A 23,095-nucleotide genomic window follows, 5' to 3' on the forward strand; every position below is an offset into this window, starting at 1 on the left:
ACGACAGGCGCTACGGCGCCTGTCTTGCGCTGTAACTTAAAAATTAACGGATAGACAGATGTCGAAACGCGACTATTACGAAATATTGGGCGTTCAGAAAAACGCGACCGAGGCCGAACTGAAAAAGGCCTTTAAAAAATTGGCGATGAAGTACCATCCCGACCGCAACCCCGACAATAAAGAGGCTGAAGAGAAGTTTAAAGAGGCCAAAGAGGCGTATGATATCCTCTCTGATGCCCAAAAACGGGCCGCCTACGATCAGTTTGGTCATGCCGGTGTCGATCCCTCTATGGGAGGGGGGCGTAGCAGCAGCGGTTTTAGCGGTGGTAGCGGCAACTTTAACGATATTTTTGGCGATGTCTTTGGCGACATCTTTGGCGCGAGTGGCCGTGGGGGCGGCTCACGAGTCCATCGCGGCGCCGATCTGCGCTACAACCTAGAGCTGAGCTTGGAGGATGCGGTCAACGGTACCACCGTTAAGATTCGAGTACCGACACTACTTCAGTGCGAGGTCTGTCACGGTAGTGGCGCTAAAAAGGGAACCTCCCCCACCACCTGCCCCACCTGTCACGGCCAAGGTCAGGTACGGATGCAGCAGGGCTTCTTCTCACTCCAACAAGCCTGCCCTCGCTGCCACGGTAGCGGCAAAATTATTAGCGACCCTTGTGGCAACTGCCACGGTCAGGGTCGGGTTGAACAGCAAAAGACGCTCTCGGTCAAAGTCCCGGCTGGAGTCGATAAAGGTGATCGTATCCGCCTCTCCGGTGAAGGTGAAGCGGGAGATAACGGCGGTCCTGCCGGTGATCTCTATGTACAAATCTATGTCAAAAAACACCCAATTTTTGAGCGCGAGGGCAACGATCTCTATTGTGAGGTACCGATAAGCTTCGGGACCGCCTCCCTAGGTGGCGAAATGGATGTGCCGACCCTAAGCGGCAAGGTCAAGCTTAAAGTTCCGCCAGAGAGTCAGACTGGCAAGCTGTTTCGCCTCCGCGGTAAAGGGGTAAAATCGGTTCGAGGCAGCCAAGTGGGCGATCTGCTCTGCCGTATTGTCATAGAGACGCCGGTCAACCTGACCGAAGAGCAGCAGGAGCTACTGCGTCGCTTCGATGACTCACTTAAAGGGCGCAACAATGAGCATAGCCCTAAGGCCACCTCTTGGTTTGATAGCGTCAAAAACTTCTTTGAAGAGATGAAATTTTAGCCCTACCATGCCCGATAGCTCCCCTCAACGCAGAGCGGTAGCCCTCATCTCCGGAGGGCTCGATTCGATGCTAGCCGCCAAGGTGATTATGGCGCAAGGTATCCATGTCGAAGGGATAAACTTCTATACCGGTTTCTGTGTCGAGGGGCACACCCACGCCATTCGTAAACAGGCAACAGATCGCCCCAAACGCAATAACGCCCTCTGGAGCGCTGAACAGCTCGGAATAAAGCTCCACATTATCGATATTATCGAGCCCTACAAAGAGGTGCTCTTAAACCCCAAACATGGCTACGGTGCCCACCTAAATCCCTGCCTTGACTGCAAGGTGTTTATGGTCTCTAAGGCCTTGGAGTGGGCCAAAAAGCACCGCTTTGACTTCATAATTACCGGCGAGGTAATCGGCCAGCGACCGATGTCGCAACTCAAAGAGAAGCTCCCCATTATTGCCAGAGAGTCGGGTGCCGAGGATCGGCTCGTTCGGCCACTCTGTGCCCAAAATCTCCCCCCTACCCTACCGGAGCGAGAGGGGTGGCTAGATCGGGAGCGGCTCTACAACTTCTCGGGTCGTAGTCGTAAACCGCAGATCGCCCTAGCCAAAGCGTTTAACCTTAACGATTGGGCCGCCCCCGCCGGTGGCTGCTGCTTTCTTACCGATGCAACCTACTCGCGCAAACTGGCCGATCTATGGCAAGCTCGCGACAGTCGCCACTATGAGATGGACGATATCATGCTGCTCAAAGTGGGGCGTCATCTTCGCCCCGCTCCTCACTATAAACTGATTATCGGTCGCGAAGAGGGGGAGAATAACTTTCTTTGCGGCTATAAACGGCAGTTTATCTGGCTAAACGCCGTCTCCCATAAAGGCCCTCTCGCGCTCATTGATGGCGCACCGCAGCTAGATGATCTGACACTCGCCGCCCGCATCCTCGCCCGCTATGGTCAGGGACGCCATGCTGAACGGGTGACCGTCGACTATACGCTCCCTTCTGGCGAGTCGGGCTCACTACAGGTTTCACCATTAAAGAGTGATCAAATCCCTACCGACTGGATGCTATAGCGACTACCCGCTGCAAGAGGGTGGTTTTTAGCAGTGTCGAGTCATAAATTCTACAATTTTTTGACATCGTGCTATAATTTTTGGCGAAGAACAGCAATATTTCAAGGGGGATAGGCTCTATGTGGCACGGAACATCAATTACTAAGCGTTTTATATCAGCAACCTTACTGGTGGTCATCATCACAACGACACTGGTCTTAGGGTATATCTTCACCGATATGCGAGCCACCCTCAAAACGGCACAGCAGCGCGAAGTCACGGCGATTTTTGAGACGCTGGAGGCGATGCTAGCACAAGAGGGGCGTCTGGCCGAGTCGATGGCTGCTCTAGTTGCCACGATTCCCGATGTCCAACAGGCCTTTGCTAACGATAACCGCGAACGGCTAAAACAGCTCTTTGCGGCAGGATTTGAGCAGCTCAAAGCGGAGCATGGGGTACGCCAATTTCAGTTCCACACCCCTCCTGCCCTCTCCTATCTGCGGATTCACAAGCTGGAGAAGTTTGGGGATGATCTCTCCTCGTTCCGCCACACAGTCACCCAAACCAACCGCACCCAGACTCCGACCCGAGGGCTCGAAATTGGCGTTGCCGGCTTAGGTATGCGCGGTATCGTCCCGGTCTTTTACCAGCAGCAACATATCGGCTCGGTTGAGTTCGGCATGTCGTTCGGCCAACCCTTTTTCGATGCCGCCAAAAAGCAGTATGGCGTCGATATCGCCCTCTATCTCAACCGTAGCAGCGGCATGGAGCTATTTGCCACGACTGCCGATAATCTCCAAATTTTTAGCAAACAGATCTTGCAAGAGAGCATGGATGGTGACAACCACTTCAGTGTCACTAAACTCGATAACCAGCACCGAGCCATTTTGCTCCACTCGATTAGTGACTACTCCGGCAAGCCGATTGGGGTGATGCAGGTGGCGATGGATAACAGCTACTATGTTAACGAAATGTCAACCCTGCTGCTCAAGGTCACTCTGATGGGGGTGGCGATGACACTCCTTATCGCCATTGCGGTATTTTTGATTGCCAAAAGTATTATCAGCCCACTCAAGCGTGCCACACTAGCGCTAGAGTCTATCGCCCATGGTGATGGCGACCTAGATGTGCGACTCCTAGCCGAGGGGAGCTCGGAGATCATCCAGCTCGCCAACGCCTTTAACCAGTTTATCGACAAGATACGAAACCTGATCGTTCGGGTCAACACCACCGCGATTGAGCTATCACAGCGAGTCGATCAATTCTCCCACATGGCAGAACACACCAACAGCGGCGTGCGCCAGCAGCAGCTCGAACTGAGTCAGGTCGCCTCAGCGATCACCGAAATGGCCGCTACCGTGCATGAAGTCGCGCAAAACACCTCTCAAACTGCCCTCGCAGCGGAGGATGCGGATCGTAAATCGGGCGATACCCGCGCCATCGTCGCCTCCGCTATGGAGAGTATTAACCGCCTAGCGAGTGATGTCGGCAGCGCAGCCGAAAAGATTGGCCATGTCGAGGAGGATAGTCAGCGCATCGGGACAGTTCTCGATGTCATTCGCAATATTGCCGAACAGACCAACCTGTTAGCCCTCAACGCCGCCATCGAAGCAGCTCGCGCCGGCGAACAGGGACGGGGGTTTGCCGTCGTGGCCGATGAGGTACGCTCACTTGCGCAAAGAACTCAACAATCAACCCAAGAGATTCAGGAGATGATTGAGAGCCTGCAATCTGGGGTAGTCGAGACGGTCACCAAAATGAAGACCAGCGAAAAGATGGCTCATGAGAGTGTCGAGCAGACCGGCAGAGCCGGAGAGGCGTTAAACGATATTGCTACAGCCGTTGATACCATTACTACCATGAGCGCCCAGATCGCTACCGCCTCTGAAGAGCAGAGCGCAGTCACCGACGAAATTAACCGTAATATTGTCACTATCAACGATATCGCCACCCAGACCGCCGAAGATGCCGCCAATAGCTCCGAAACTAGCCAGCAGCTAGCTGCTCAGGCCGAACAGCTATTGACACTCCTCTCCAGCTTTAAGAGTGAACAGCTAGCCACCACCGAGCTCCACCGAGCTAAAGCCTCCCACCTCTCTTGGAAATCGAGAATGCGCGGCTTTCTTGATGGCAAGACCGCACTCACCTCAAAAGAGGCCTTCTCAGCCCAAGAGTGCCGCTTCGGCCGCTGGTACTACAATGAAGGGCTAGCGCGATTTGGCCATATTGAGACGATGCGCCAAATCGAAGCGCCCCACAAAGCACTACACGACAAAATTAAGGAGATTATCCGCCACAAGGAGCAGGGAAACAGCAGCGCTGCCGAGGCGGGCTATCAAGAGGTTATCTCCCTCTCTGACCAAGTGGTCAACCTTATCGACAAAGTCGAGCGCCAAGCGCTTTCGTAATTATTCTGCATCAGTGCTTGAATTCTACCCCAATAGCCGTACAATGCCCTCTTCAGGGGACGACATGGCTTCGACGCCGATTACAAAACCTGAGGTGCATGTCGAGGTGCAGTGACCTCGTTAATCACTCTGCAAAATCTATAGTTGCCAACGACGACAACTACGCACTCGCTGCTTAAACCCCAGTAGGGTGCCATCTGACTAGAGCCGTGTCTGTGCGTCTAGGTTTCAGGTGTCATATCTCACAGAATCGCGTGCGGGTCAGTCTGGTACCTAAGCGCTAAAACCTTACAGACTCGCTGCTAGTTTGCCCTGTGTGCCGGGTTGCTGTCAGTTAAAATAAAAGGTGCAATAAGCATGTAGAGCCGATGGCGGAGGATTGACGGACGCGGGTTCGATTCCCGCCGTCTCCACCACTTAGACAAAGATAGCCCCGTCCACTAACCGCGTTTGTCTGCCTGATCGCACGGCCCCTACTTAGCGACCGACGGGTCACAGGATGTATCGGAGTGCGACTTGGCAAAACCAGCAAAAGGAGAGGCGCTTGCGGTTATTCAATTGTAGCCACTGCGGTCATCGATTGTACTTTGAAAATGTCGTTTGTGAACGCTGCGATGCGACTCTCGGCTTTTCGCCCGACCGGCTTCATCTGATGTCGCTAGATACGCTAGGTGAAGGGCAATGGCGACCTCACGGGGAGGCCTTGGAATATCGTATGTGTGCCAATTATGCGCAACACGCGGTGTGTAACTGGATGGTGCCGGCTACAGACGGGCAGAAGTTCTGTACCGCCTGCCGACTCAACAAGACAATTCCCGATTTGAGTGTCGAGGGTAATCTTGACTTGTGGCGCACACTTGAAACAGAGAAACGCAGATTGGTCTATTCGCTGTTGCGACTAGGACTACCTGTTGTGTCTGATGAAGTCGAACCACATGGACTGTCCTTTAATTTTCTTGCAGATAGCGATTCTGCTTTCAGTGAGCGCGGAAGGGTGTTCACCGGCCACGACCAGGGCTTGATTACCATCAACATCAAAGAAGCCGATCCTGCCGAGCGCGAACACATGCGCGAAGAGATGGCCGAACCCTACCGGACTCTGCTCGGTCATTTTCGCCACGAGTCAGGGCATTATTACTGGGATCGCCTGATTCGCGACACACAGCATCTTAACGAATGTCGCCAGCTTTTTGGTGACGATACTCTCGACTATGGCGGCGCCCTTGAGCAGCACTACCAACAGGGAGCGCCATCGAACTGGCAGGAGAACTATATCAGCAGCTACGCCACCATGCACCCGTGGGAGGACTGGGCTGAAACTTGGGCTCACTACCTGCACATGGTCGATACCCTAGAGACCGCTTGGCAGTTCGGCATCGGCATCCTTCCTAAAACCGGTGATGATGCCACGGCAGTCGTGCGCCATGATTTCGATCCCTACCGTGCCGAGATGATCGATATCCTTATTGACCACTGGCTGCCCCTAACCTTTGCCCTTAATAGCCTTAATCGCAGCATGGGGCATGAGCATGCCTATCCGTTCGTTATCTCACCTGGCATTACCAAAAAACTCGGCTTCGTCCATCGCGTTGTATGTAGTTTTTCGAGAAACTGGACAGGCCCATAACCGATTGAGAGGGGGGAAAACGGTAAAATAGCGGAGGGGCAGTCCTTATTGTTTTTGTTTTAAGTAATTGATAATTAATATTTAATTTTTGAAAATATTGGCTTAATCTATTTTTACCCATTAATCTACCCATGATAATTTTAGATTTAGATAAAATTACCGTTTTGACAGCAGATCGTTACCAAGCAGCAGCTAGCCGGTCGCTGTCAGTGTGGCGACTACCGCTATTGCTCAAATTGTGTGACGATAAAACAGGCATGATCGCTGCAGCTTTATGTGTATATCCGGGACTCCGCACGACATCATCCACTTCCAGAATATAACTTGGAATAGCGCTCACCCAACATGTTTACCAGAGCGATATGATACTCATTCAGATTCAGCACAAGCTCCTGCGTTTCCGCAATAACAAGCAATGTAATACCCGAAAAATATTGGAAAACCCAGCGTGCAGAAGGATTGTTGATGAGTTTACCTTTTTGGTTGGGGAAGGTTTCGTCGCAGGCCGCCAGTCGTTCCCGAATACGATGTTCCAAAGCGGCGTACACCATCAGACTCAGAGTCATGACCATCATCAGCGCCATGATGCGCTTAGGTGACTCAAGGAACAGTGTCGATGCCATAAACATTGGGTCTTTAAGAAAGCGGAAGCCGCGTTCGACTTTTTGCTGGTCTTTGTAGGCCGCAATGAGTTCTTCATGCGGTAAGGCTTGATCGTCGAGCTGATTACTGGCGAGGATAAAACAACTTTTGCGTTGCAAGCGACGGGTGCGTTCTTGAAGATCTACAGCCATCGCACCCTCAATGCGATAATCGAAATAGTCGGGTTGCCGCCCTTGTGCGGGTCGGCCTTTACCCTTAAAGCGCGGGATAGCGTTGATCTCCACCTCACTGAGAGTATTCAGCTTCAGCGTCGTTTCAAATTGAGTCAACGCTTGGCGGGCATCAGCGTCGCAGGCAAAATTTTGCTTGCATAGCTTGGTAAATGCCCTCAACTCAGCCAGACTTTGTTTGCCACACTGTTTATTGATAGTTTTCTGAGCACGCTGGTAGGCTTCTGGTGAAAACACAACGACCCAACGCTGCCTAACCTCGCCATAGTTGACCCCCAGCGCGCGGAAGGCGGGTTGTTCCGGAGTGTGTATCCATTCAGGAGCCGTCATATCGATGATCTCGCGTGCCAAATTCAGCGTTTCCGGTACCCGACTAATCCACAGCAGGTGATTCATCGAACTGAGTGTATCGGCTGTATACAACGCACTGTCGGCAACCAGGTATTCGATACTGAAATCGCTATCCATCTGTTCGGTGAAATCGGTCACCATCTCACGAAAGCTCTCTTTATCGCTATTATTACCATTCAGCGTCTGCATCAGTAATGGGATTCCGGCTTGACGCTCACAAATCAGTTGCAGTACCACCTGGTTCAGGTCGGGCGGTGATCACGACTGTAGCCTTTGGTGAGCTGAATGACACCCTCTTCCGGCTCTTCATCACTGTTGTACCGACCATCAACATGAAAACTGGTCGAGTCCAGATGTCCAAAACGGCACGACAATCCCAACCTGTGCACCGCTTGTGATGCGAGCTGTGGGTAGAGCACTGAAGGATCGTAGTTCCATATCGCATCCAAAGCGCGCCCCAATACATCGTCATTCAGATGCGCTGATTCAATATTTGGGCCAATGAGGCGTTCCACGGGTTTATTGCTGAAGAACTGCTCTGTCAGATACAGCGCGCGATTGGCAAAGCCCAAACCATTTAAAACCATGGCTTTAACTGCCTGGCCAATCGAGACGACACGTTTTTTCCCGTCTTGAAGTATCAATGCATCGATGAGACTGCCGATCCCCAGCTCATCGTACATGCCTGCAACCAAACCCAGATGATCCAGGTTTTCGCTACGGTAATATTGAGGGGATTCCATTGAACCCGTGCTGATGTGTGATGCCATGTGAGTCTCACCTAACGCTGAAAATAACTAGATCTGGGGAAATAGTTCCTGATGCTCAAGGTGTGCGGAGTGTCGGGTTTTTGAATAGGTTTGGTGATATAATTGCTCCCGACTGAATCAGTATATTTGCTGGCAGCTCTCTCGGGGGGTGTCGGTTTTTTCATTTCAGCCCCTCCTCAATACGATCAAACCAGTCCAGGATATCGACTACTCGAAAAGCCTTTGTCTGAGTGGATAGCTTAACCAGTGGCGGCAGCTCGCCCCGTTTAATTTTGCGCCAAACGGTAGAGCGGCTGAGAGTGGATAGTTTGCAGAATTGGCCAATCCTAACGAATTGCTGGCCATGCAGTTTCTCTTTGAGGGTGGGATAGTTCCCCGTACGCAATAGCTGCTTTAGCTATTTCGATTAGAGTTTGGCGCATCTGCCTGAAAGCAGACGGCAAAACCGGTTCCTGTGTCATAACGCCTCCCAAAGCGCTAATCCCCTGCAAAAAAGGCACCACAGCAGCAGAGCAGGGAATACTCTGTTTTCGGGAGCTAACCTAGCTGTGGTGGTTTAATCGTTAATTGATGCCTAAATGCTTTTTGATGTGTTTAACCAGCATTTCATCAATGTCAGGGTGTCTTGGTACGGGTTGGCGCTGGCCTGTTGCCGGGTTAATATAAATGTCATGGCGCGAACCATGCCGCAACAGATAACAGCCTTGCCGCTCCAATAGCTGTATAAACTTTTTCCGCTTCATATTGCGATCTGTTTGGTTTGGTACTCTTCTGGCACATCATCCAGCGCCATGAGCAGATAAGCCTCTTTCAGATTCTCTTCCAGCTCTTCGAGTGACTCCCCCTGCGTCATTATCTCCGGGTGTTCCAATAACTTGCCAAGATAGAATTTATCCGATTTCCAGTAGATCATATTCATATTTGCCATGCGATTACCCCTGTTGCTCTGCGGTTATGTGGTTTTGCTCAAACGGAACTATTACGCCCTCATGGTGTGGCGTTTCAATGTAACGGTGCCAGTCGGCCATCCAATCTCTGAAGGTAGAGCGGAAACCATGCGCCGTTATCTGGCCACCATAGCCCATGCGCTTTAATAGAGTGAGCATCGCCATATTACTGATCGGTTTGCCGACTCGCTGTCCGGGGAACAGGTACTCGCTTTGCCGCTCCTGCTCTTGGCGCTCATACTCCCGCTGCTGTCTGGCCTGTTGCCGTGCCTCAATCGGGTCGATTCCCTCTTTTATTTGCTGGCGGTAGAGTTTTACTTGCTCCCTCGCTTGTGCCATTTCGACATCGTGAATTGAACCAAGCCCCATTTCGCGGCTACGGCCATTGAAGCGAAAACGGAAAACCCAGCTCTTTGAGCCGGTGGCGGATACCTGCAGATAGAGTCCACGACCATCGGCATAATAGCCGCGCTTGGTGGTTTTTTTGACAAATAGCGCAGTAAGCCCTTTGTTCTTTCTCGCGCTTCTGATCTGATTTTTTGGCTTTTCGGTGGTTTCTGTCTCTGTACCCATATTAACGGCCCCGCTCTCTACCCACTAACCTACCCATGATAATTAATGGTAATTGATGCGCTTGTGTGGTGTCAATTGAAGCAGGTGGAAACGGGTAAATGCTGCTGTGGCGGGCTTTTTGGGCTTTTTTGAGACAATTTGAGAGGGGAAAAAACGGTAAAATGGCGGAGAGGCAGGGATTCGAACCCTGGGTGCCTTTCGACACAACGGTTTTCAAGACCGCCGCTTTCGACCGCTCAGCCACCTCTCCTTAATGAGGGGCGAATCGTACCATAGGCGACCGGTTGCATCAATACAAAAATCGGCCCCACCCGCGCTTGCGCTAGCGCAGCGGCCGTGATTGGGTAATGAGCCAGCCGCCGATAACAACCGGCACCATACCGGCGAGCTGTTTTCCGGTGGGAGGCTCGTTAAACAGCAGCCAGACTAAAAATAGCGTTAATACCGGCACCCAGGCGGTCATGGCGCTCGCCTTGGTAATTGAGATAGCGCTAATCGCCTCAATCCAGAAAATTTTAGCCACTCCCATCATCAACACACCGTTAATCACTAACCACGGCAGAGCACTAACCACCGCCTCGCGCTCTGGCCACGGTTCGAGCCAGAGCATTAACAGCAGCAGCACCGGTAGCGCCATGAGTGATCGAAAGGCTAGGATCAGCTCTGCGGATAGATAGCACCGCGCCCGTTTTTGATAGAGATTTGCCCACGGCGCGATGGCCGCCGCTAACAGAATCAGTCCATCGCCAATGACGATCTCCCAGTCGGTAGGCACTAAAATCACCAGCGCCCCCACAGCCATCAATAGCGCCCCGAGAAGATGGTGCTTAGGGATCGGCTCCCCTCCGGCCAAGTTAAAGTAGATAAAGGCGAAAAAGAGCTGGCAGAAGATTAACACCGCCGCATGGGTGGCACTAGTGGTAGTCAGGCCGATAAAGATGAGGCTAAACATGAGCGTAATCAGCGCTGAAGCGATGAGTAGCGGTGGCACTCCAGCACGAACTAGCACCATGTTGCCGCGCCAAAAGCCAAAGAGCAGTAGAAAGAGAGTGGCAAAGAGTAGCGTTAGCGCATAGCTGCTAATCGGTGGTAGGTAGGTCAGTATGATTAGCGTCAGCAGCGGAAAAGCGCTGTCGAGCACCACGGTAGCGACCATCAATAGCTCCCCTCGCCGCTCGCTCATAGCGTAGTCGTCGTTACGCCTGTGTCGTTCTCATCGCCCTCACCCGTCCGGCCTGAATGCAGGTAATGGCAACGGTATTAATAATATCGGCCACACTACAGCCGCGACTGAGATCGTTCACCGGCCGCTTTAACCCCTGCAAAATGGGGCCAATAGCGATAGCACCGGCAGAGCGCTGTACCGCTTTATAGGTATTGTTACCGGTATTGAGATCGGGAAAGATAAAGACCGTCGCCCGCCCCGCCACCTGACTATGCGGCAGTTTTGAGGCTGCCACCGCCTCATCTACCGCCGCATCGTACTGAATCGGCCCCTCTACCGCTAGCTGGGGTTGCCGCTGCCGGACTAGTGCGGTGGCTTGGCGTACCGTTTCGACATCCGAGCCTTTACCCGAATCGCCACTAGAGTAAGAGAGCAGCGCCACTTTCGGCTCGATCCCAAACTGCGCCGCCGTGGCGGCTGAGGCGATGGCGATATCGGCTAGCTGTTCGGCATTGGGGTTGGGATTGACCGCGCAGTCGCCATAGACCAGCACCCGATCTTGCAGACACATAAAAAAGATGCTGGAGATAATCGAGCGCCCCACCTCGGTCTTTATAATCTGAAACGCCGGCCTTACCGTCTGTTGCGTGGTGTGAGCCGCCCCAGAGACCATCCCATCCACCGCCCCACTCATCACCATCATGGTGCCAAAGTAGTTGAGATCGGCCATCGTATCGCGAGCACTCTGTAACGACACCACCTTTCCCTGACGCCACTGAAAAAATTGCGCCGCATAGTGCTCTCGATCTACCGAACTGGCCGGTTCGACAATCTGCTCAGGCGCGAGTTGCAGCCCTAATCTGGCAATTTTATCTCGAATGGTCGCCTCATGACCTAAGAGCGTAATACGACAGATATCGCGCAGCAGCAGAATCTCCGCCGCCCGTAAAATCCGCTCATCCGCCCCCTCAGGTAGGACAATATGGGCCTTGGCCGCCCTTGCTTGGCGCATCAGCTCATACTCAAACATCAGCGGGGTCATGCGTGGCAGCGCTTGACGACAGAGTAGCTGCTGTAGCCATTGGCGGTCGATGCTCTCTTCGATTAAGCCAATGGCTAGGGCAATTTTACGGCTATTATCTGCCGTCAATCCCGGCTCAACTGCTCTCACCTGCACCACGGTATCGTAGGTATCGCTAGCGACCGTTAAGATCGGCAGTGAGGTGTGACGCTGCCCCTCAATGAGCGCCATAATCGCCCGATCAGGAGTGAGATTGCCACTTAACAGCAGGCCGGCTAGGTGGGGATAGCGATTCGACTCATGCGCTAGCAGCGTCCCGAGAATAATATCGGCCCGATCGCCTGGGGTAATCACCAAATCACCATCTTCTAAATGGCCAACAAAGTTAGTTAGCTCCATCGCCGCCACTTTAAAGCCGCTAATATCGCGCTGGCGATCGGCCTCACTACCGTGGAGCCAGCGACTCTGTAGCGAGGTCGCGACCTCGCCGACAGTCGGCAGTGTCAATAGCGGCTCATCTCGAAGCAGATAGACCGGATAGTCGCTCAACGCTATTTTGAGCTGCTGCTGCAGCGTCGTCATCTGCTCAGGGGCAACTCGATTAACTATCGCGGCCACCACTTCAGCGCCGTGGTGGTGCAGTGCCTCGCGCTGAATCTGAACTAGCTCCACGCACTCGCTGTTAGAGCAAAGGTAGCCGTTAATAAGCACACAGATAGAGCTGCTTAGGTTATTGGCTATTTCGACACTCATCGCCACATCGTGCGCCGGCAGATCTCGCTGTAGTTGCGGGCCGATAATTAAAAAGGTGTTAGCCTGCTGCTCGATCTCTTTATAACGGGAGTGGATCTGTTTTAGCAGCCGCTCCGACTCGCCGGCGGCAATCCAGTTTCGAGCCTGAGTTAAATCGCAGCCAACCGCCTGCGAGGGTGAGTAGTTAAAGGGGTAGCGCTGCCACAACAGCTCCAGCAGCGGGTGGTGGTCAACCGCATAGTGGGTGACCGGAATAAAGAGCCCCGGCTGTAGCCCCATACCGACTAGCTGCTCCATGAGCCCGAGTGCCACTACCGACAGACCGCTGCCGCCACTACTACTATGAAGATAGAGATTATGAGCCATCGTTTACTCCGCCGTAGGGTTCTGTTCGAGCTGCTGCTGGCTTAAACGAGCCATCTGCAGCGCCTCATCGGTCGGGACGACGAAGAGACCAACACGACTATGGGGGGGGTGAATTGCGTCAATCTGCCCCGGCCTTACCGCACGGTTCTGATCGCTATCGAGCACAATACCGAGCGACTCTAACCCCTCGCAACAACCAGAGCGCACCACGGCGCTATGCTCGCCGATACCGCCGGTAAAGATAATGGCATCCACCCCTCCCATCACCGCCCAGTAGCTGCCGACAACCTTTTTGACTCGATAGCAAAAGAGTGCTAACGCTAGGCTAGCCGCCTCATCGCCATCAGTCGCCGTTGCTGCCGCCACCACCTCTCGCATATCGCTCAGACCACAGATCCCCTTTAGCCCCCCGAGGTGGTTCAAATGGCTTGAAATCTGTTCTGAACTGAAGCCCTGCTGCTGTAGATAGAGCACCACTCCCGGATCCAGCTCCCCACAGCGACTCCCCATCACCAAACCATCGGTGGGGGTGAAGCCCATCGTGGTGTCGATACTCTGCCCATCTCTCACCGCACACCCACTCGCCCCGTTACCTAAATGGAGCGAAATCAGCCGCAACTGCTGTCGGGGGCGCTGTAGATAATCGGCCAGCGCCGCCGTCACATAGTCGTGTGATAGGCCATGAAAACCGTAGCGTCGTAGCTGATACTGTTCGACTAGCTGGCGATCGAGCGCCCAAGTTCTGGCCACCTCAGGGAGCTGGTGGTGAAAGGCGGTATCAAAACAGGCGACCTGAGGCACCTGACCAAAAAAGGCTAACATCGCCTCAATTCCCTGTACATTAGGCGGATTGTGGAGCGGGGCGAGCTGACTCACCTCGCTAATCGCCTGAAGCACCGATGGGGTAATCAGCGTGGCGCGATAGAAACAATTACCGCCATGCACGACCCGATGGGCAATTAGATCGGGAGGGCGTGCCGCCGTTAGCCACCGCTGCTGCTCTAGCTCTGCTAAGAGCAGTGTCAGGGCTGCGGCGTGGTCGGTCGCCCGCACGCGCCGAGTGATCGGGGTCGAGTTGAGATGAAGGCTTAGTTCGCTCTTGTGGCTGCCGATGCGCTCAATGGCACCCTCAACCAGTCGCTGCTCCTGCGCCATCTCAAACAGGGTAAATTTAATCGATGAACTGCCACAGTTAATGACAAATATCTGCATCGTCTGCTCCTGCTGTAACTGAACTGCTATGCCGCTGTCATAAAATGATCACGCACCCGTTTTACAATGGTGCCCCTCTACTCTTCTTCATGGAAGCGCTGCTATATATACCACGACTATGTTAAATGCGAGTGTCACGGGGCGATTGCTCCCGAGCAGGCCTCTCGCCTCCCCCCACTATGCGATATAGAGATGGTAACAATACTCAAGCTGCTAATGGTTATCCTCGGCACCTTTTTAGTCTCGTTAGGGGTCGTGATATTCTGGCTGCCGATCCCCTTAGGGTTGCCGCTAATTATGGCCGGATTACCGCTGCTGCTAAAATACTCCCCCACAGCAAGGCGCTATATCTTACGCTGTAGCCGCCGCTTCCCTATCCTCTACCGTCAGCTACGAAAGATCAGGCCGGTTAGAGCCTCCCCTCCCTATTAACCCCCCTTTTTTTAGCCATTAACCAAGGAACTAAGCATGTTTTTAAATCACAAAACCAAACTCGTCTGCACCATCGGCCCAGCATCCGACAATCCGGCTAAATTAGCCGCGATGTTACGGGCCGGCATGAGTGTGGCACGGCTGAACTTCTCCCACGGTAGCTTTGAGAGCCACCGCGAGACCATCACCCGACTGCGGCAGGCCTCTAGTGAGACCGGCATCAGACTGGCGATTATGGCCGATCTCCCTGGCCCGAAGATGCGTATCGGCGAGATTGTTAACGAACCGGTCGAGCTCACTATCGGCCAGCGCTTTACCCTCACCACTCGCGATGAGCCGGGCGATGCCTATCGCGCCTCAGTCTCATTTAGCAGCCTGCCCCGAGTGGTTAAGCCGGGGGATAAACTATTTTTAAATGATGGCTTAATCTCCTTAAAGGTGGTCGAATGCCGCGAAGAGGAGGTCGAGTGCGAGGTTCGCGCCGGCGGTGAGCTCTCCTCCCGCAAGGGGCTCAATCTCCCCGGTATCGATCTCGGTATGCTCGCCTTCACCCCAGAAGATCGCGCCTGTCTTGAGTTTGCCTTAGAGATGAAGCTTGATGCCGTTAGCCAATCGTTTGTCGCCTCAGAGTTAGATATTTTAGCCATGCGTCAGGTCATCGATCTACGACCGGATGGCCATCAGCCCTTTATTATCGCCAAAATAGAGCGGGCGAACGCACTTGATAACCTAGATGCCATTTTAGAGGTGACCGATGGACTCATGGTCGCCCGTGGCGATTTAGGGGTCGAAATTCCGATCTCGACGATGCCGGTAGTACAGAAACAGATTATGAAGCAGGCGCGACAGCTCGGTAAACCGGTGATTACCGCCACCCAAATGCTAGAGTCGATGACCTACCACCGCCGCCCCACCCGCGCCGAGGCGACCGATGTGGCCAACGCGATTATGGATGGCACCGATGCGGTGATGCTCTCGGGCGAATCGGCGGTCGGTCGCTATCCGATCGAGGCGATAGAGATGTTAGCCGAAATTGCCGCCTCAACCGAGCCCTATCGCGATAACAATAGCCCTAAGGTGATCGAAAAACCGAAAAAGGGCAAAAAACAGCTCCAAGTGGAGGATCTGATCGCCAGCAGCGTTTACGAAGCGGTAAAGCGGGTACAATCGACCGTGGTCGTCGTCCCCACCCGCAGCGGCAATATGGCTCGCCATGTCACCCGTTACCGCCTGCCGGCCTGGATCGTCGCCCTAACCACACAAAAAACCACTGCCCAGTCGCTACAGTTCTCCTACGGGGTCTGGCCGATAGAGGTGGAACAGGATCGACACGACTGGAGCCAATATGTACGCCAGTGGGCGGCTGAGAACGGCCTCCTCGACGACTATATCGTGCTCACACAAGGCCCCTCTCCAGAGAACCCCAGCGGCAACCAGCGTATGGAGTTGATCGATTTGAAGGTGTAGCCCCCTGTTAATGGCTCCTACCGTAATCGCCGCAACAACAGATAGGTCGCCCCCAACCCTCCATGCAGACTCTGCGCCGAACAGAAGGCCAGCACCTCCGCACTCTGCTGGAGCCAGTAGTTCACCTTGCGTTTTAAGATCGGCGCCTGCTGCTGCGAGCGGTTGCCTCGGCCATGAATAATAAGCACCACCTTCATTCCCCGCTGCTGAGCGCTATGGATGAAGGTGGTTAATAGCTGGCGCGACTCCTTCACCGTGCAACCGTGGAGATCGAGTCGCGCCTCCAGCGCAAACTGCCCCCGTTTCAGACGCTGAAAGAGGCGTTGATCGATACCGTTACGACAGAAAGCGAGCTGCTCCGGCGATTCGAGCTCCTGGTGGGTTAACTCATCTGAAAAGAGGTGATCTAGCCACTGCGAGTTGGAGACCCCCACCTGTCGGCGCTGTTTTGTCTTCGTAACCGCTGGCGGTTGGGGGGGTAAGCGGTTACCATCACCCACCAATTTAACTTGGCCGATACTCTGCCGAAATAGCTGGCTATCGGCCTCGGTGACCTCTTTAGAAGGTGCCACCCTCGCCTAGCCGAGAGCGAGCTGCTTAAAGGGGGGGATAAGCAGCATCTTCACCACCTCCAACAGTAGAATCACCGCAAGAGGGGAGAGATCGATACCGGAGATTGGCGGGATCCGTCGTCTGGCCGGCCCTAATAGCGGCTCAGTCAGCGAGTAGAGTAGTGAGCTTATCGGATTGTAGTGGGGGGCTGGATTGACCCAACTCATAATCGCCTGAATGATAATCGCAAACACAAAAATCGTCAAAATAGTGCTTATAAGCTCTGCCACAGACCAGAAGATCACAAAGCCCAGCGTTGGGCTCTGGCCACTTAACACCACCAACAGTAGCGTTGAGACCCCCTGTAGCAGCAGCATCAGCACGATTGAGGCGCTATCGATCCCCTGCCAGCCGGGAATAAAGCGCCGCAGCGGAATCAGTAGCGGCGAGGTCAACTTCACGATAAACTGCGAAATCGGGTTGTAAAAATCGGCGCGAGTGAGCTGAAGCAAAAACCGCACCACTACCAACATAAGGTAGAGGCTAAAGAGGGTCGTTATTAAAAACGAGAGCGGGTTAAGCAGGTAGTGGCTATCGATCATATTAGCGCCCTCCTAGCTCCTGAGCTAACGCCTCGGCCCGATCTCGCGCCGCTGTCACGGCTGCCGCAAGCGTCGCCCCTAGCTCCTGCTGCTGTAACACCTGTAGCGCCCGCTCGGTCGTCCCTCCCGGCGAAGTGACTCTCTGGCGCAATATGTCGCAACCCTCCTCGCTCTCTAGCGCCATTTTTGAGGCTCCAAAGGCGGTCTGTAGCGCTAACAGGCGGGCCACTTTAGGCGCTAGCCCCAACGCTTCGGCACTCTTTTGCAGCAGTTCGATAATATAGAAGAAGTAGGCCGGCCCGCTCCCTGAGAGAGCGGTCACAATATCGAGCTGCTGCTCCTGCTCCAGCCACAGCGTTAACCCTACCGCCCGCAGTACCGATTCAGCACTCTCTCGCTGCGTCTCACTGACCAAGCGGTTGGCCACTAGCGCCGTCGCCCCCGTCTGGATAAGCGCCGGCGTATTGGGCATCGAGCGCACCAGCGCCCGCTCTCCCCCTAGCCAACGCTCAATATCGGCCATGCGTACCCCAGCGGCAATCGAAACAAACAGCGGCTGCGCCGTTAACTCCTCAGCCAGCGCCTTGCACACCTCACGCATCAGCTGCGGCTTAACGGCCAGCACCACCACCTCACACTGGTTGGCTAGCTCCAGATTGTTATCGGTGGTATGAACACCAAAACGGCGGGTTATCTCCGCTCGGCGAGCGCTATCTGGCTCCGCCACCAACAGTCGTTCTGCCACCATCCCATCAGCAATCAGCCCACCTATCAGGCTGATGGCCATATTTCCGCCACCAATAAAGCCAATGGTTTCGTTATTCATAACTGCTCCTACTCTCTATCATGTCTCAACCACTCTCCACAATGTACCAAATTGCCTCTGTGACGGCTACTATTGCAACCGGAACACTAGACTTAGCTCAACCGTGAGTGGTGAGAGTAGCTCAACGCCTGCCAGTGCTAGCGGCGAAGCACCACTCACCGCCGCTCGGGCGGCTCGCTGTAGTAGCTGTTCGCCCTCAATCGCCACCAGCGTCAGTTCACCGTGGCGATCAATGGCGAGCGTTAACACCACCTCCCCTTCAAGACCACGACGACGCGCCTTGAGCGGATAGCGTTTATGCGCCTCTAACTGCTGCGCTAAGAGCTGCAGCACTCGCGTTGACCCCTCCTCACGGGGCAGCGGCGCAACAGCGCTCGCCTCCGCCTTTTGCGGGGGAGGGAGGCTTCTCCTATCAGATTCAGGTTCAGGTTCAGGTTCAGGTTCAGATTCAGGTTCAGGTTCAGGTTCAGGTTCAGGTTCAGGTTCAGGTTCAGGCTCAGGCTCAGGCTCAGGCGCGGCCACCTCAGTCGCAGTCGGAGCGAGCCTTGCCGTCCCGCTAGGGGCGGGAGGGGGCGATGGCGCAACTTGCTCCACTTTGACAGCGCTCGCTAAGGGAGGAGGAGCAACCAGTCTCATCTGCAGCGGCATCGCAACCGGCAGGGGCTGCGGCAACTGCGGTGTCGATAGCGGCAGCAGCAGCAACCCGCCATGCAGCGCCAGTGCCGCCAGCAGCGCTAGCCAGCGACCCACCCTAGCGAGTCGGCCGAGCTAATTAGCTAGCTGTTAGCCGCCTCCTGATTAGCCTGTTTCTCGGCAATTTGACGCCGCACATCCTCCATATCGAGCGCTTTCGCTTGGGTCAGAAGCTGTTCAAACTGCCCCCCCATCATCGCCCCAGGCTGGGCGAAGATCACGATCTGCTCTCTAAAAATCATTAAAGTCGGTATGGAGCGAACCCGAAAGTGGCTCGCTAGCGCCTGCTCCTCTTCGGTATTGACTTTGGCAAAGATCAGGTCGGGATTTTTTTCTGATACCTCCTCATAGACCGGTCCAAACTGCTTGCAAGGGCCGCACCACGGTGCCCAAAAATCGACAATCACAAAGTCGTTGCTGCTAATCGTGGTATCAAAATTATCCTGATTGAGTTCGATAGTTGCCATAGTTACCTCATAAAATAGAGTGGAGAGTGGGGCCACTATAACAAATCTGCTCTAAGCTTTAAACCGTAGTAGCGCTCGCCGCGCTTTTTTATCGGGACGACCCGCCGGAGACGGTGCCGACTCTGCTTGTAATTTTCGTAGCTGTAACTGCTCAAGACGCTGCCGCTTTACCGTCTCATCTTCACGGTAGAGCTGCTGCGCCTCGCTCGCCGGCCCCCGCCGCTCACTTAAGCCGATGACGGTGAGCCGAAAGAGGAGGGTTCCCTTTTTAATCTCAATCACATCGCCGATCCTAATCGCCTTGGCTGGCTTAACTCGCTGACCGTTGATCTGAATATGGCCACCGCTCACCGCCTCGGTGGCTAATTTGCGTTGTTTGTAAAATCGCGCCGCCCAGAGCCAGCGATCAATGCGTATCGCTCCACTCTCTGTCATAGCCGTGCGACTATCTGCTCGCCTCGGGGGGAGCAGGGCGTTAATCGTGCCCGGCGGCCACGGCCATGGTAGTGCAGCTCTAGCTGTAGATCGGCCGCCGGTGTCCACCCCTCCCCCTGCTCGGGCCACTCGATAAAGAGCAGTGCCTCCGGTTCGCTCAAATAGTCACGAATACCGAGATACTCTAACTCCTCCCCCGCCCCTAAACGGTAGAGATCGAAGTGATAGAGTGAACGGTGTGGCAACGAGTAGGGTTCGACGAGCGTATAGGTTGGGCTTTTAACGGCCTCCCTAAACCCAAGCGCCCGCAACGCCCCTCTAACTAGCGTTGTTTTGCCGCTACCTAGTTCGCCTAGTAGCCACACCACCGCTGGCGCAGTGCCGATGGCGTCGATTAGCGCACCGCCTAGCGCCTCGGTCGCATGAGTGTCGATTAGATCTTCTATCTGCATTGTTTAAGATTTATCGAACTGGTGCGTCAGTGTCGTCAAAAACTCATCGGCTAACATCGGCCGATAGAAGTAGAACCCCTGAATCGCATCACACTGAAGTACACAGAGCTCTAACCACTGGGTTTTGGTCTCAACCCCTTCGGCGATGAGCGATTTATTGAGTGCCTTACCCATTTTGATAATGGCGCTGGTGACTAATCGGGCGTCGTGCTGCTTATCGATGCCGTCGATAAAGTCACGATCTATTTTAATGGTCGAAATCGGCAGTTTTAATAGCTGTAGTAGCGAGGAGTAGCCGGTACCAAAGTCATCGACCGCGATATCCATCCCCAGTCGATTCAGGCCACGCAGCACCGCCAGATTTTTCTCTACATCACTAAAGAGTGAGGTTTCGGTCAGCTCTAGCAGAATCGATCGCGGCGAGGCGCCCGTTTCACGCAAAATTTGGGCGAACTCCGTCACAATTTCATCGCAATTTAGCTGTACTTTAGAGAGGTTGACTGACAGATAGGGCGCCTGTTCGCCAAACTGCTGCTGCAGCCGCGCCTGCATCTGGCACACCCGTTCAAAGACCCACCGCCCAATGCTGATAATTAATTGGCTCTCCTCCGCTAGGGGAATAAATTGCGCCGGAGAGACGCTGCCCCCAGGGGGGTACCAGCGCAGCAGCGCTTCAGCCCCCTTAATCTCGCCCGTTTCGGCCACCACTATCGGCTGATAGGCGAGCTCAAACTCATTCCGCTCCACCGCCCGTCGCAGGCCATTAATCATCTCTAGCCTTGAACGGGCTCTATCGGTCAGATCTTCGCTGAAAAGAGACCACGCATCGCGCCCCTGCTCTTTACTGTAGTACATCGCCGCATCGGCATTTCGTAGCAACTCATCGGCGCTAAATTGCCCCCCCGTTCCCAGTGCGACACCAACACTGGCGGTACAGATCAGCTCCTGTCCACCCAAACTAAACGGAAAGCGCATCGCACGAATCACCTGCTCCGCTAGCGCCTCTAGCACGCTCAAATGGGTGATATTTTCACACAGCACGACAAACTCATCGCCCCCAAGACGGGCAACGATATCGCCAGCGCGTACCTGTTCGAGCAGGATATTGGCCACCCGTATCAGTAGTTGATCGCCTGCATCATGGCCATAGGTATCGTTGACTAACTTAAACTGGTCTAGATCGATAAATAGCACGCCAACCTGATGGCCACTCGTCTCTGTCCGATCTAACGCCGACTGCATTCGCGTCTTAATCAGCGACCGATTGGCCAGACGAGTGAGAGGATCGTGCGTGGCTCGCCACAGCAGCACCTCCTCCGCCCTCTTTTTGGCGCTAATATCCTGCATACTCGCTACCATGACCCAGCGGCCACTGTTACGAAACTTGCTGATAGAGGCTTGGGCGGGAAAGAAGGTGCCATCCTGACGGTAGCCGGTAATCTCGCCCCGCTCCCCCATTCGTAGCTGCATCGGCTCACCCTCGACAAAGCTTTTAAACGCCTGCTGATGAAAATCGCGCAAATTGGGCGGTAGCAGTATATGCACACTCATGCCGATAAATTCGTCCATAGTGTAGCCAAATAGCTCTCTAGCCCCGCGATTGGCCTGGAGTACCCGCCCCTCCTCATCGGTGGCGATCACCGCCATATCGGTAATATCGAGAATTTGACCAAAGATAAGTTCGACACTGCTATCACTGCCAGGCCGTGGCAGCACGGTGGTTAACTCTGACGGGATAGCGGCACTAGCGGGCTGATGCAATGCGCGATGCTGTTGGTAGCGCTGCGGTATGATTGGCGGTAGCTGCCCAAACGACTCGATAAGCTCAAAAGTCCCATCGTTACGACAGCGGGCTAGGTAGCTATTAACCCAGGCGTGGTGGGTCTCGCTATCCATCCGTACCTCCCCCTGACAGGAGTCGATAACTCCCTGCTCCAGAGCTGCTACGACCGCCTCACTCTCCGTACTCCCCGCCATGGCCACCGCCTGAGCGTAGGCTCTGACACAGGTGTAGGTCCCCTCACCAAAATTGGTCATCACTCCATTCCCTTCGGGCCAGAGCCCCTTCACCTTCGGATGGGAGGCGAGCTGTTGGAGATAGGCGCGATTTCGGGGGGTCTCGACCGCCATAAAGTAGCTGTTGCAGGAGTAGAACCCACTACGCACCTGCTGCGGTAGTAAACGAACCATCGCCTCATCATAGTGGCCCATCACTACCGCCATCTTCTCTTTGAGCCCTCGTTCGACAAACCGTTTGAGCAGGGTAATTTGATCACTGCCGGCAAAGTAGGGGACAAAGATATCGGCACCGGAGCGGGCGACCCCACTGAGTAGCTGTTCAATCTCAAAGGCGCTCACGCCTATATTGAGATACTCCTCCCCCACGACCTCGCCACCGAGCTGCTGCAGCACCTCTTTAGCAGCATCAATCGAACCGCGCGGCCACTCGTAGTTATTGCCGGCAAAATAGATTTTATGGCCGTAGTGGCGCACCATGTAGGGAATCATGGCGCTAATCTGCTGATTCGGCAGGGCCGAGTAGCTAAAAAAGTAGCGGCCGCTAATACTCCCCTCATAGAATGAGAAGTTGAGATAGGGGACTCTATTCGGCTCTGCGATACGAGAGGCGACTGCAATGCGGGAGTTACTCAACAGATTACCGATGATGGCGTCACACCGATGGTGCTCCACCAGCTTTTTGGCAGCGGCGATGGCGGTTTCGGGCATACTGCCATCATCCTCTATCACCAGCTCTAGCGGGCGCCCAATCACCCCCCCTTGCTGGTTAATGTCGGCCACAGCAATCTCGGCGGCATAACAGATTTCTGGCCCATAGAGTTCGACTAACCCCGTTAGCGGGGGCATTAAACCAATTTTAATCGGATGGTTACTCATTAAAT

General features: G+C 54.2%; 23 protein-coding genes, 1 tRNA gene and 1 other RNA gene. 7 read left to right on the plus strand and 18 right to left on the minus strand.

Features of this window, described 5'->3' with window-relative positions:
* The first annotated feature begins 58 nt into the window (after positions 1 to 58).
* The 5 genes from dnaJ (at position 59) to D5085_01800 (ending at position 6,278) form a co-directional block, all read left to right on the plus strand.
* On the plus strand, positions 59 to 1,204 hold the full coding sequence (gene dnaJ, locus D5085_01780) for a molecular chaperone DnaJ (GenBank protein QEP41978.1): 1,146 nt from the start codon (positions 59 to 61) through the stop codon (positions 1,202 to 1,204).
* Positions 1,205 to 1,211: 7 nt separating this feature from the next.
* Entirely contained in the window at positions 1,212 to 2,264 is a 1,053-nt protein-coding gene (locus D5085_01785) for a tRNA (5-methylaminomethyl-2-thiouridylate)-methyltransferase (protein QEP41979.1), read from the plus strand.
* A gap of 119 nt (positions 2,265 to 2,383) precedes the next feature.
* Entirely contained in the window at positions 2,384 to 4,651 is a 2,268-nt protein-coding gene (locus D5085_01790) for a HAMP domain-containing protein (protein ID QEP41980.1), read from the plus strand.
* Positions 4,652 to 4,706: 55 nt separating this feature from the next.
* Positions 4,707 to 5,067, plus strand: a transfer-messenger RNA (tmRNA) gene (gene ssrA, locus D5085_01795).
* A 128-nt stretch (positions 5,068 to 5,195) separates the two neighbouring features.
* Positions 5,196 to 6,278 carry a hypothetical protein gene (locus D5085_01800; protein QEP41981.1) on the plus strand — a complete coding sequence of 361 codons (1,083 nt, stop codon included), beginning with the start codon at positions 5,196 to 5,198 and terminating at the stop codon, positions 6,276 to 6,278.
* 302 nt (positions 6,279 to 6,580) lie between these two features.
* Here D5085_01800 and D5085_01805 read toward each other — a convergent pair whose 3' ends face one another.
* From D5085_01805 to D5085_01850, 10 genes are all read right to left on the minus strand, one after another.
* On the minus strand, positions 6,581 to 7,708 hold the full coding sequence (locus D5085_01805) for an IS1634 family transposase (protein QEP41982.1): 1,128 nt from the start codon (positions 7,706 to 7,708) through the stop codon (positions 6,581 to 6,583).
* The gene (locus D5085_01810) at positions 7,705 to 8,232 is read right to left on the minus strand and encodes a DUF4277 domain-containing protein (GenBank protein ID QEP41983.1); all 528 of its coding nucleotides are present in this window, start codon (positions 8,230 to 8,232) and stop codon (positions 7,705 to 7,707) included. Before D5085_01810 ends, D5085_01805 begins: the two co-directional genes overlap by 4 nt.
* 160 nt (positions 8,233 to 8,392) lie before the next feature.
* Positions 8,393 to 8,617, minus strand: coding sequence for an AlpA family phage regulatory protein (locus D5085_01815; protein ID QEP41984.1), 225 nt, complete (start codon positions 8,615 to 8,617; stop codon positions 8,393 to 8,395).
* 178 nt (positions 8,618 to 8,795) lie between these two features.
* Positions 8,796 to 8,975, minus strand: coding sequence for a type II toxin-antitoxin system HicA family toxin (locus tag D5085_01820; GenBank protein QEP41985.1), 180 nt, complete (start codon positions 8,973 to 8,975; stop codon positions 8,796 to 8,798).
* A complete protein-coding gene (locus D5085_01825) occupies positions 8,972 to 9,160 on the minus strand; it encodes a type II toxin-antitoxin system HicB family antitoxin (protein QEP41986.1) in 189 nt (62 codons plus the stop codon). The genes D5085_01820 and D5085_01825 overlap by 4 nt, the downstream gene beginning before the upstream one ends.
* Positions 9,161 to 9,164: 4 nt before the next feature.
* Positions 9,165 to 9,752 (minus strand): DUF4102 domain-containing protein, encoded by a 588-nt coding sequence (locus tag D5085_01830; GenBank protein ID QEP41987.1) that lies wholly within the window; start codon positions 9,750 to 9,752, stop codon positions 9,165 to 9,167.
* A 162-nt stretch (positions 9,753 to 9,914) separates the two neighbouring features.
* Positions 9,915 to 10,002: transfer RNA gene (locus D5085_01835), tRNA-Ser, on the minus strand.
* A gap of 72 nt (positions 10,003 to 10,074) precedes the next feature.
* Positions 10,075 to 10,935, minus strand: a complete 861-nt coding sequence (locus D5085_01840; GenBank protein ID QEP41988.1) for a DMT family transporter — start codon at positions 10,933 to 10,935, stop codon at positions 10,075 to 10,077.
* 13 nt (positions 10,936 to 10,948) lie between these two features.
* Positions 10,949 to 13,057, minus strand: coding sequence for a phosphate acetyltransferase (locus D5085_01845; protein ID QEP41989.1), 2,109 nt, complete (start codon positions 13,055 to 13,057; stop codon positions 10,949 to 10,951).
* Positions 13,058 to 13,060: 3 nt separating this feature from the next.
* Positions 13,061 to 14,269: an acetate kinase gene (locus D5085_01850; protein QEP41990.1), complete on the minus strand. Its 1,209-nt coding sequence runs from the start codon at positions 14,267 to 14,269 to the stop codon at positions 13,061 to 13,063.
* Positions 14,270 to 14,461: 192 nt separating this feature from the next.
* On the opposite strand from D5085_01850, the gene D5085_01855 reads away from it, so the two are divergent.
* Both D5085_01855 and pyk read left to right on the plus strand, forming a co-directional pair.
* Complete coding sequence (locus D5085_01855; protein QEP41991.1) at positions 14,462 to 14,701, plus strand: hypothetical protein; 240 nt, start codon at positions 14,462 to 14,464, stop codon at positions 14,699 to 14,701.
* A 36-nt stretch (positions 14,702 to 14,737) separates the two neighbouring features.
* Complete coding sequence (gene pyk, locus D5085_01860; GenBank protein ID QEP41992.1) at positions 14,738 to 16,168, plus strand: pyruvate kinase; 1,431 nt, start codon at positions 14,738 to 14,740, stop codon at positions 16,166 to 16,168.
* A 17-nt stretch (positions 16,169 to 16,185) separates the two neighbouring features.
* Here pyk and D5085_01865 read toward each other — a convergent pair whose 3' ends face one another.
* From D5085_01865 to D5085_01900, 8 genes are all read right to left on the minus strand, one after another.
* Entirely contained in the window at positions 16,186 to 16,740 is a 555-nt protein-coding gene (locus tag D5085_01865; protein QEP41993.1) for a DNA mismatch repair protein MutS, read from the minus strand.
* A gap of 6 nt (positions 16,741 to 16,746) precedes the next feature.
* Complete coding sequence (locus D5085_01870) at positions 16,747 to 17,322, minus strand: YggT family protein (GenBank protein ID QEP41994.1); 576 nt, start codon at positions 17,320 to 17,322, stop codon at positions 16,747 to 16,749.
* Position 17,323: 1 nt separating this feature from the next.
* Positions 17,324 to 18,148 carry a pyrroline-5-carboxylate reductase gene (locus D5085_01875; protein ID QEP41995.1) on the minus strand — a complete coding sequence of 275 codons (825 nt, stop codon included), beginning with the start codon at positions 18,146 to 18,148 and terminating at the stop codon, positions 17,324 to 17,326.
* 69 nt (positions 18,149 to 18,217) lie between these two features.
* On the minus strand, positions 18,218 to 18,898 hold the full coding sequence (locus tag D5085_01880; GenBank protein QEP41996.1) for a TonB family protein: 681 nt from the start codon (positions 18,896 to 18,898) through the stop codon (positions 18,218 to 18,220).
* 26 nt (positions 18,899 to 18,924) lie between these two features.
* Positions 18,925 to 19,308 carry a thioredoxin gene (trxA, locus tag D5085_01885; protein QEP45013.1) on the minus strand — a complete coding sequence of 128 codons (384 nt, stop codon included), beginning with the start codon at positions 19,306 to 19,308 and terminating at the stop codon, positions 18,925 to 18,927.
* 51 nt (positions 19,309 to 19,359) lie between these two features.
* Entirely contained in the window at positions 19,360 to 19,743 is a 384-nt protein-coding gene (locus D5085_01890; protein QEP41997.1) for an RNA-binding protein, read from the minus strand.
* On the minus strand, positions 19,740 to 20,195 hold the full coding sequence (gene tsaE / locus D5085_01895; GenBank protein QEP41998.1) for a tRNA (adenosine(37)-N6)-threonylcarbamoyltransferase complex ATPase subunit type 1 TsaE: 456 nt from the start codon (positions 20,193 to 20,195) through the stop codon (positions 19,740 to 19,742). The genes D5085_01890 and tsaE overlap by 4 nt, the downstream gene beginning before the upstream one ends.
* 3 nt (positions 20,196 to 20,198) lie before the next feature.
* Entirely contained in the window at positions 20,199 to 23,090 is a 2,892-nt protein-coding gene (locus tag D5085_01900; protein ID QEP41999.1) for an EAL domain-containing protein, read from the minus strand.
* Positions 23,091 to 23,095 lie beyond the last annotated feature (5 nt).

This window comes from Ectothiorhodospiraceae bacterium BW-2, from assembly GCA_008375315.1.
Taxonomy (GTDB): Bacteria; Pseudomonadota; Gammaproteobacteria; order Thiohalomonadales; family Thiohalomonadaceae; genus BW-2.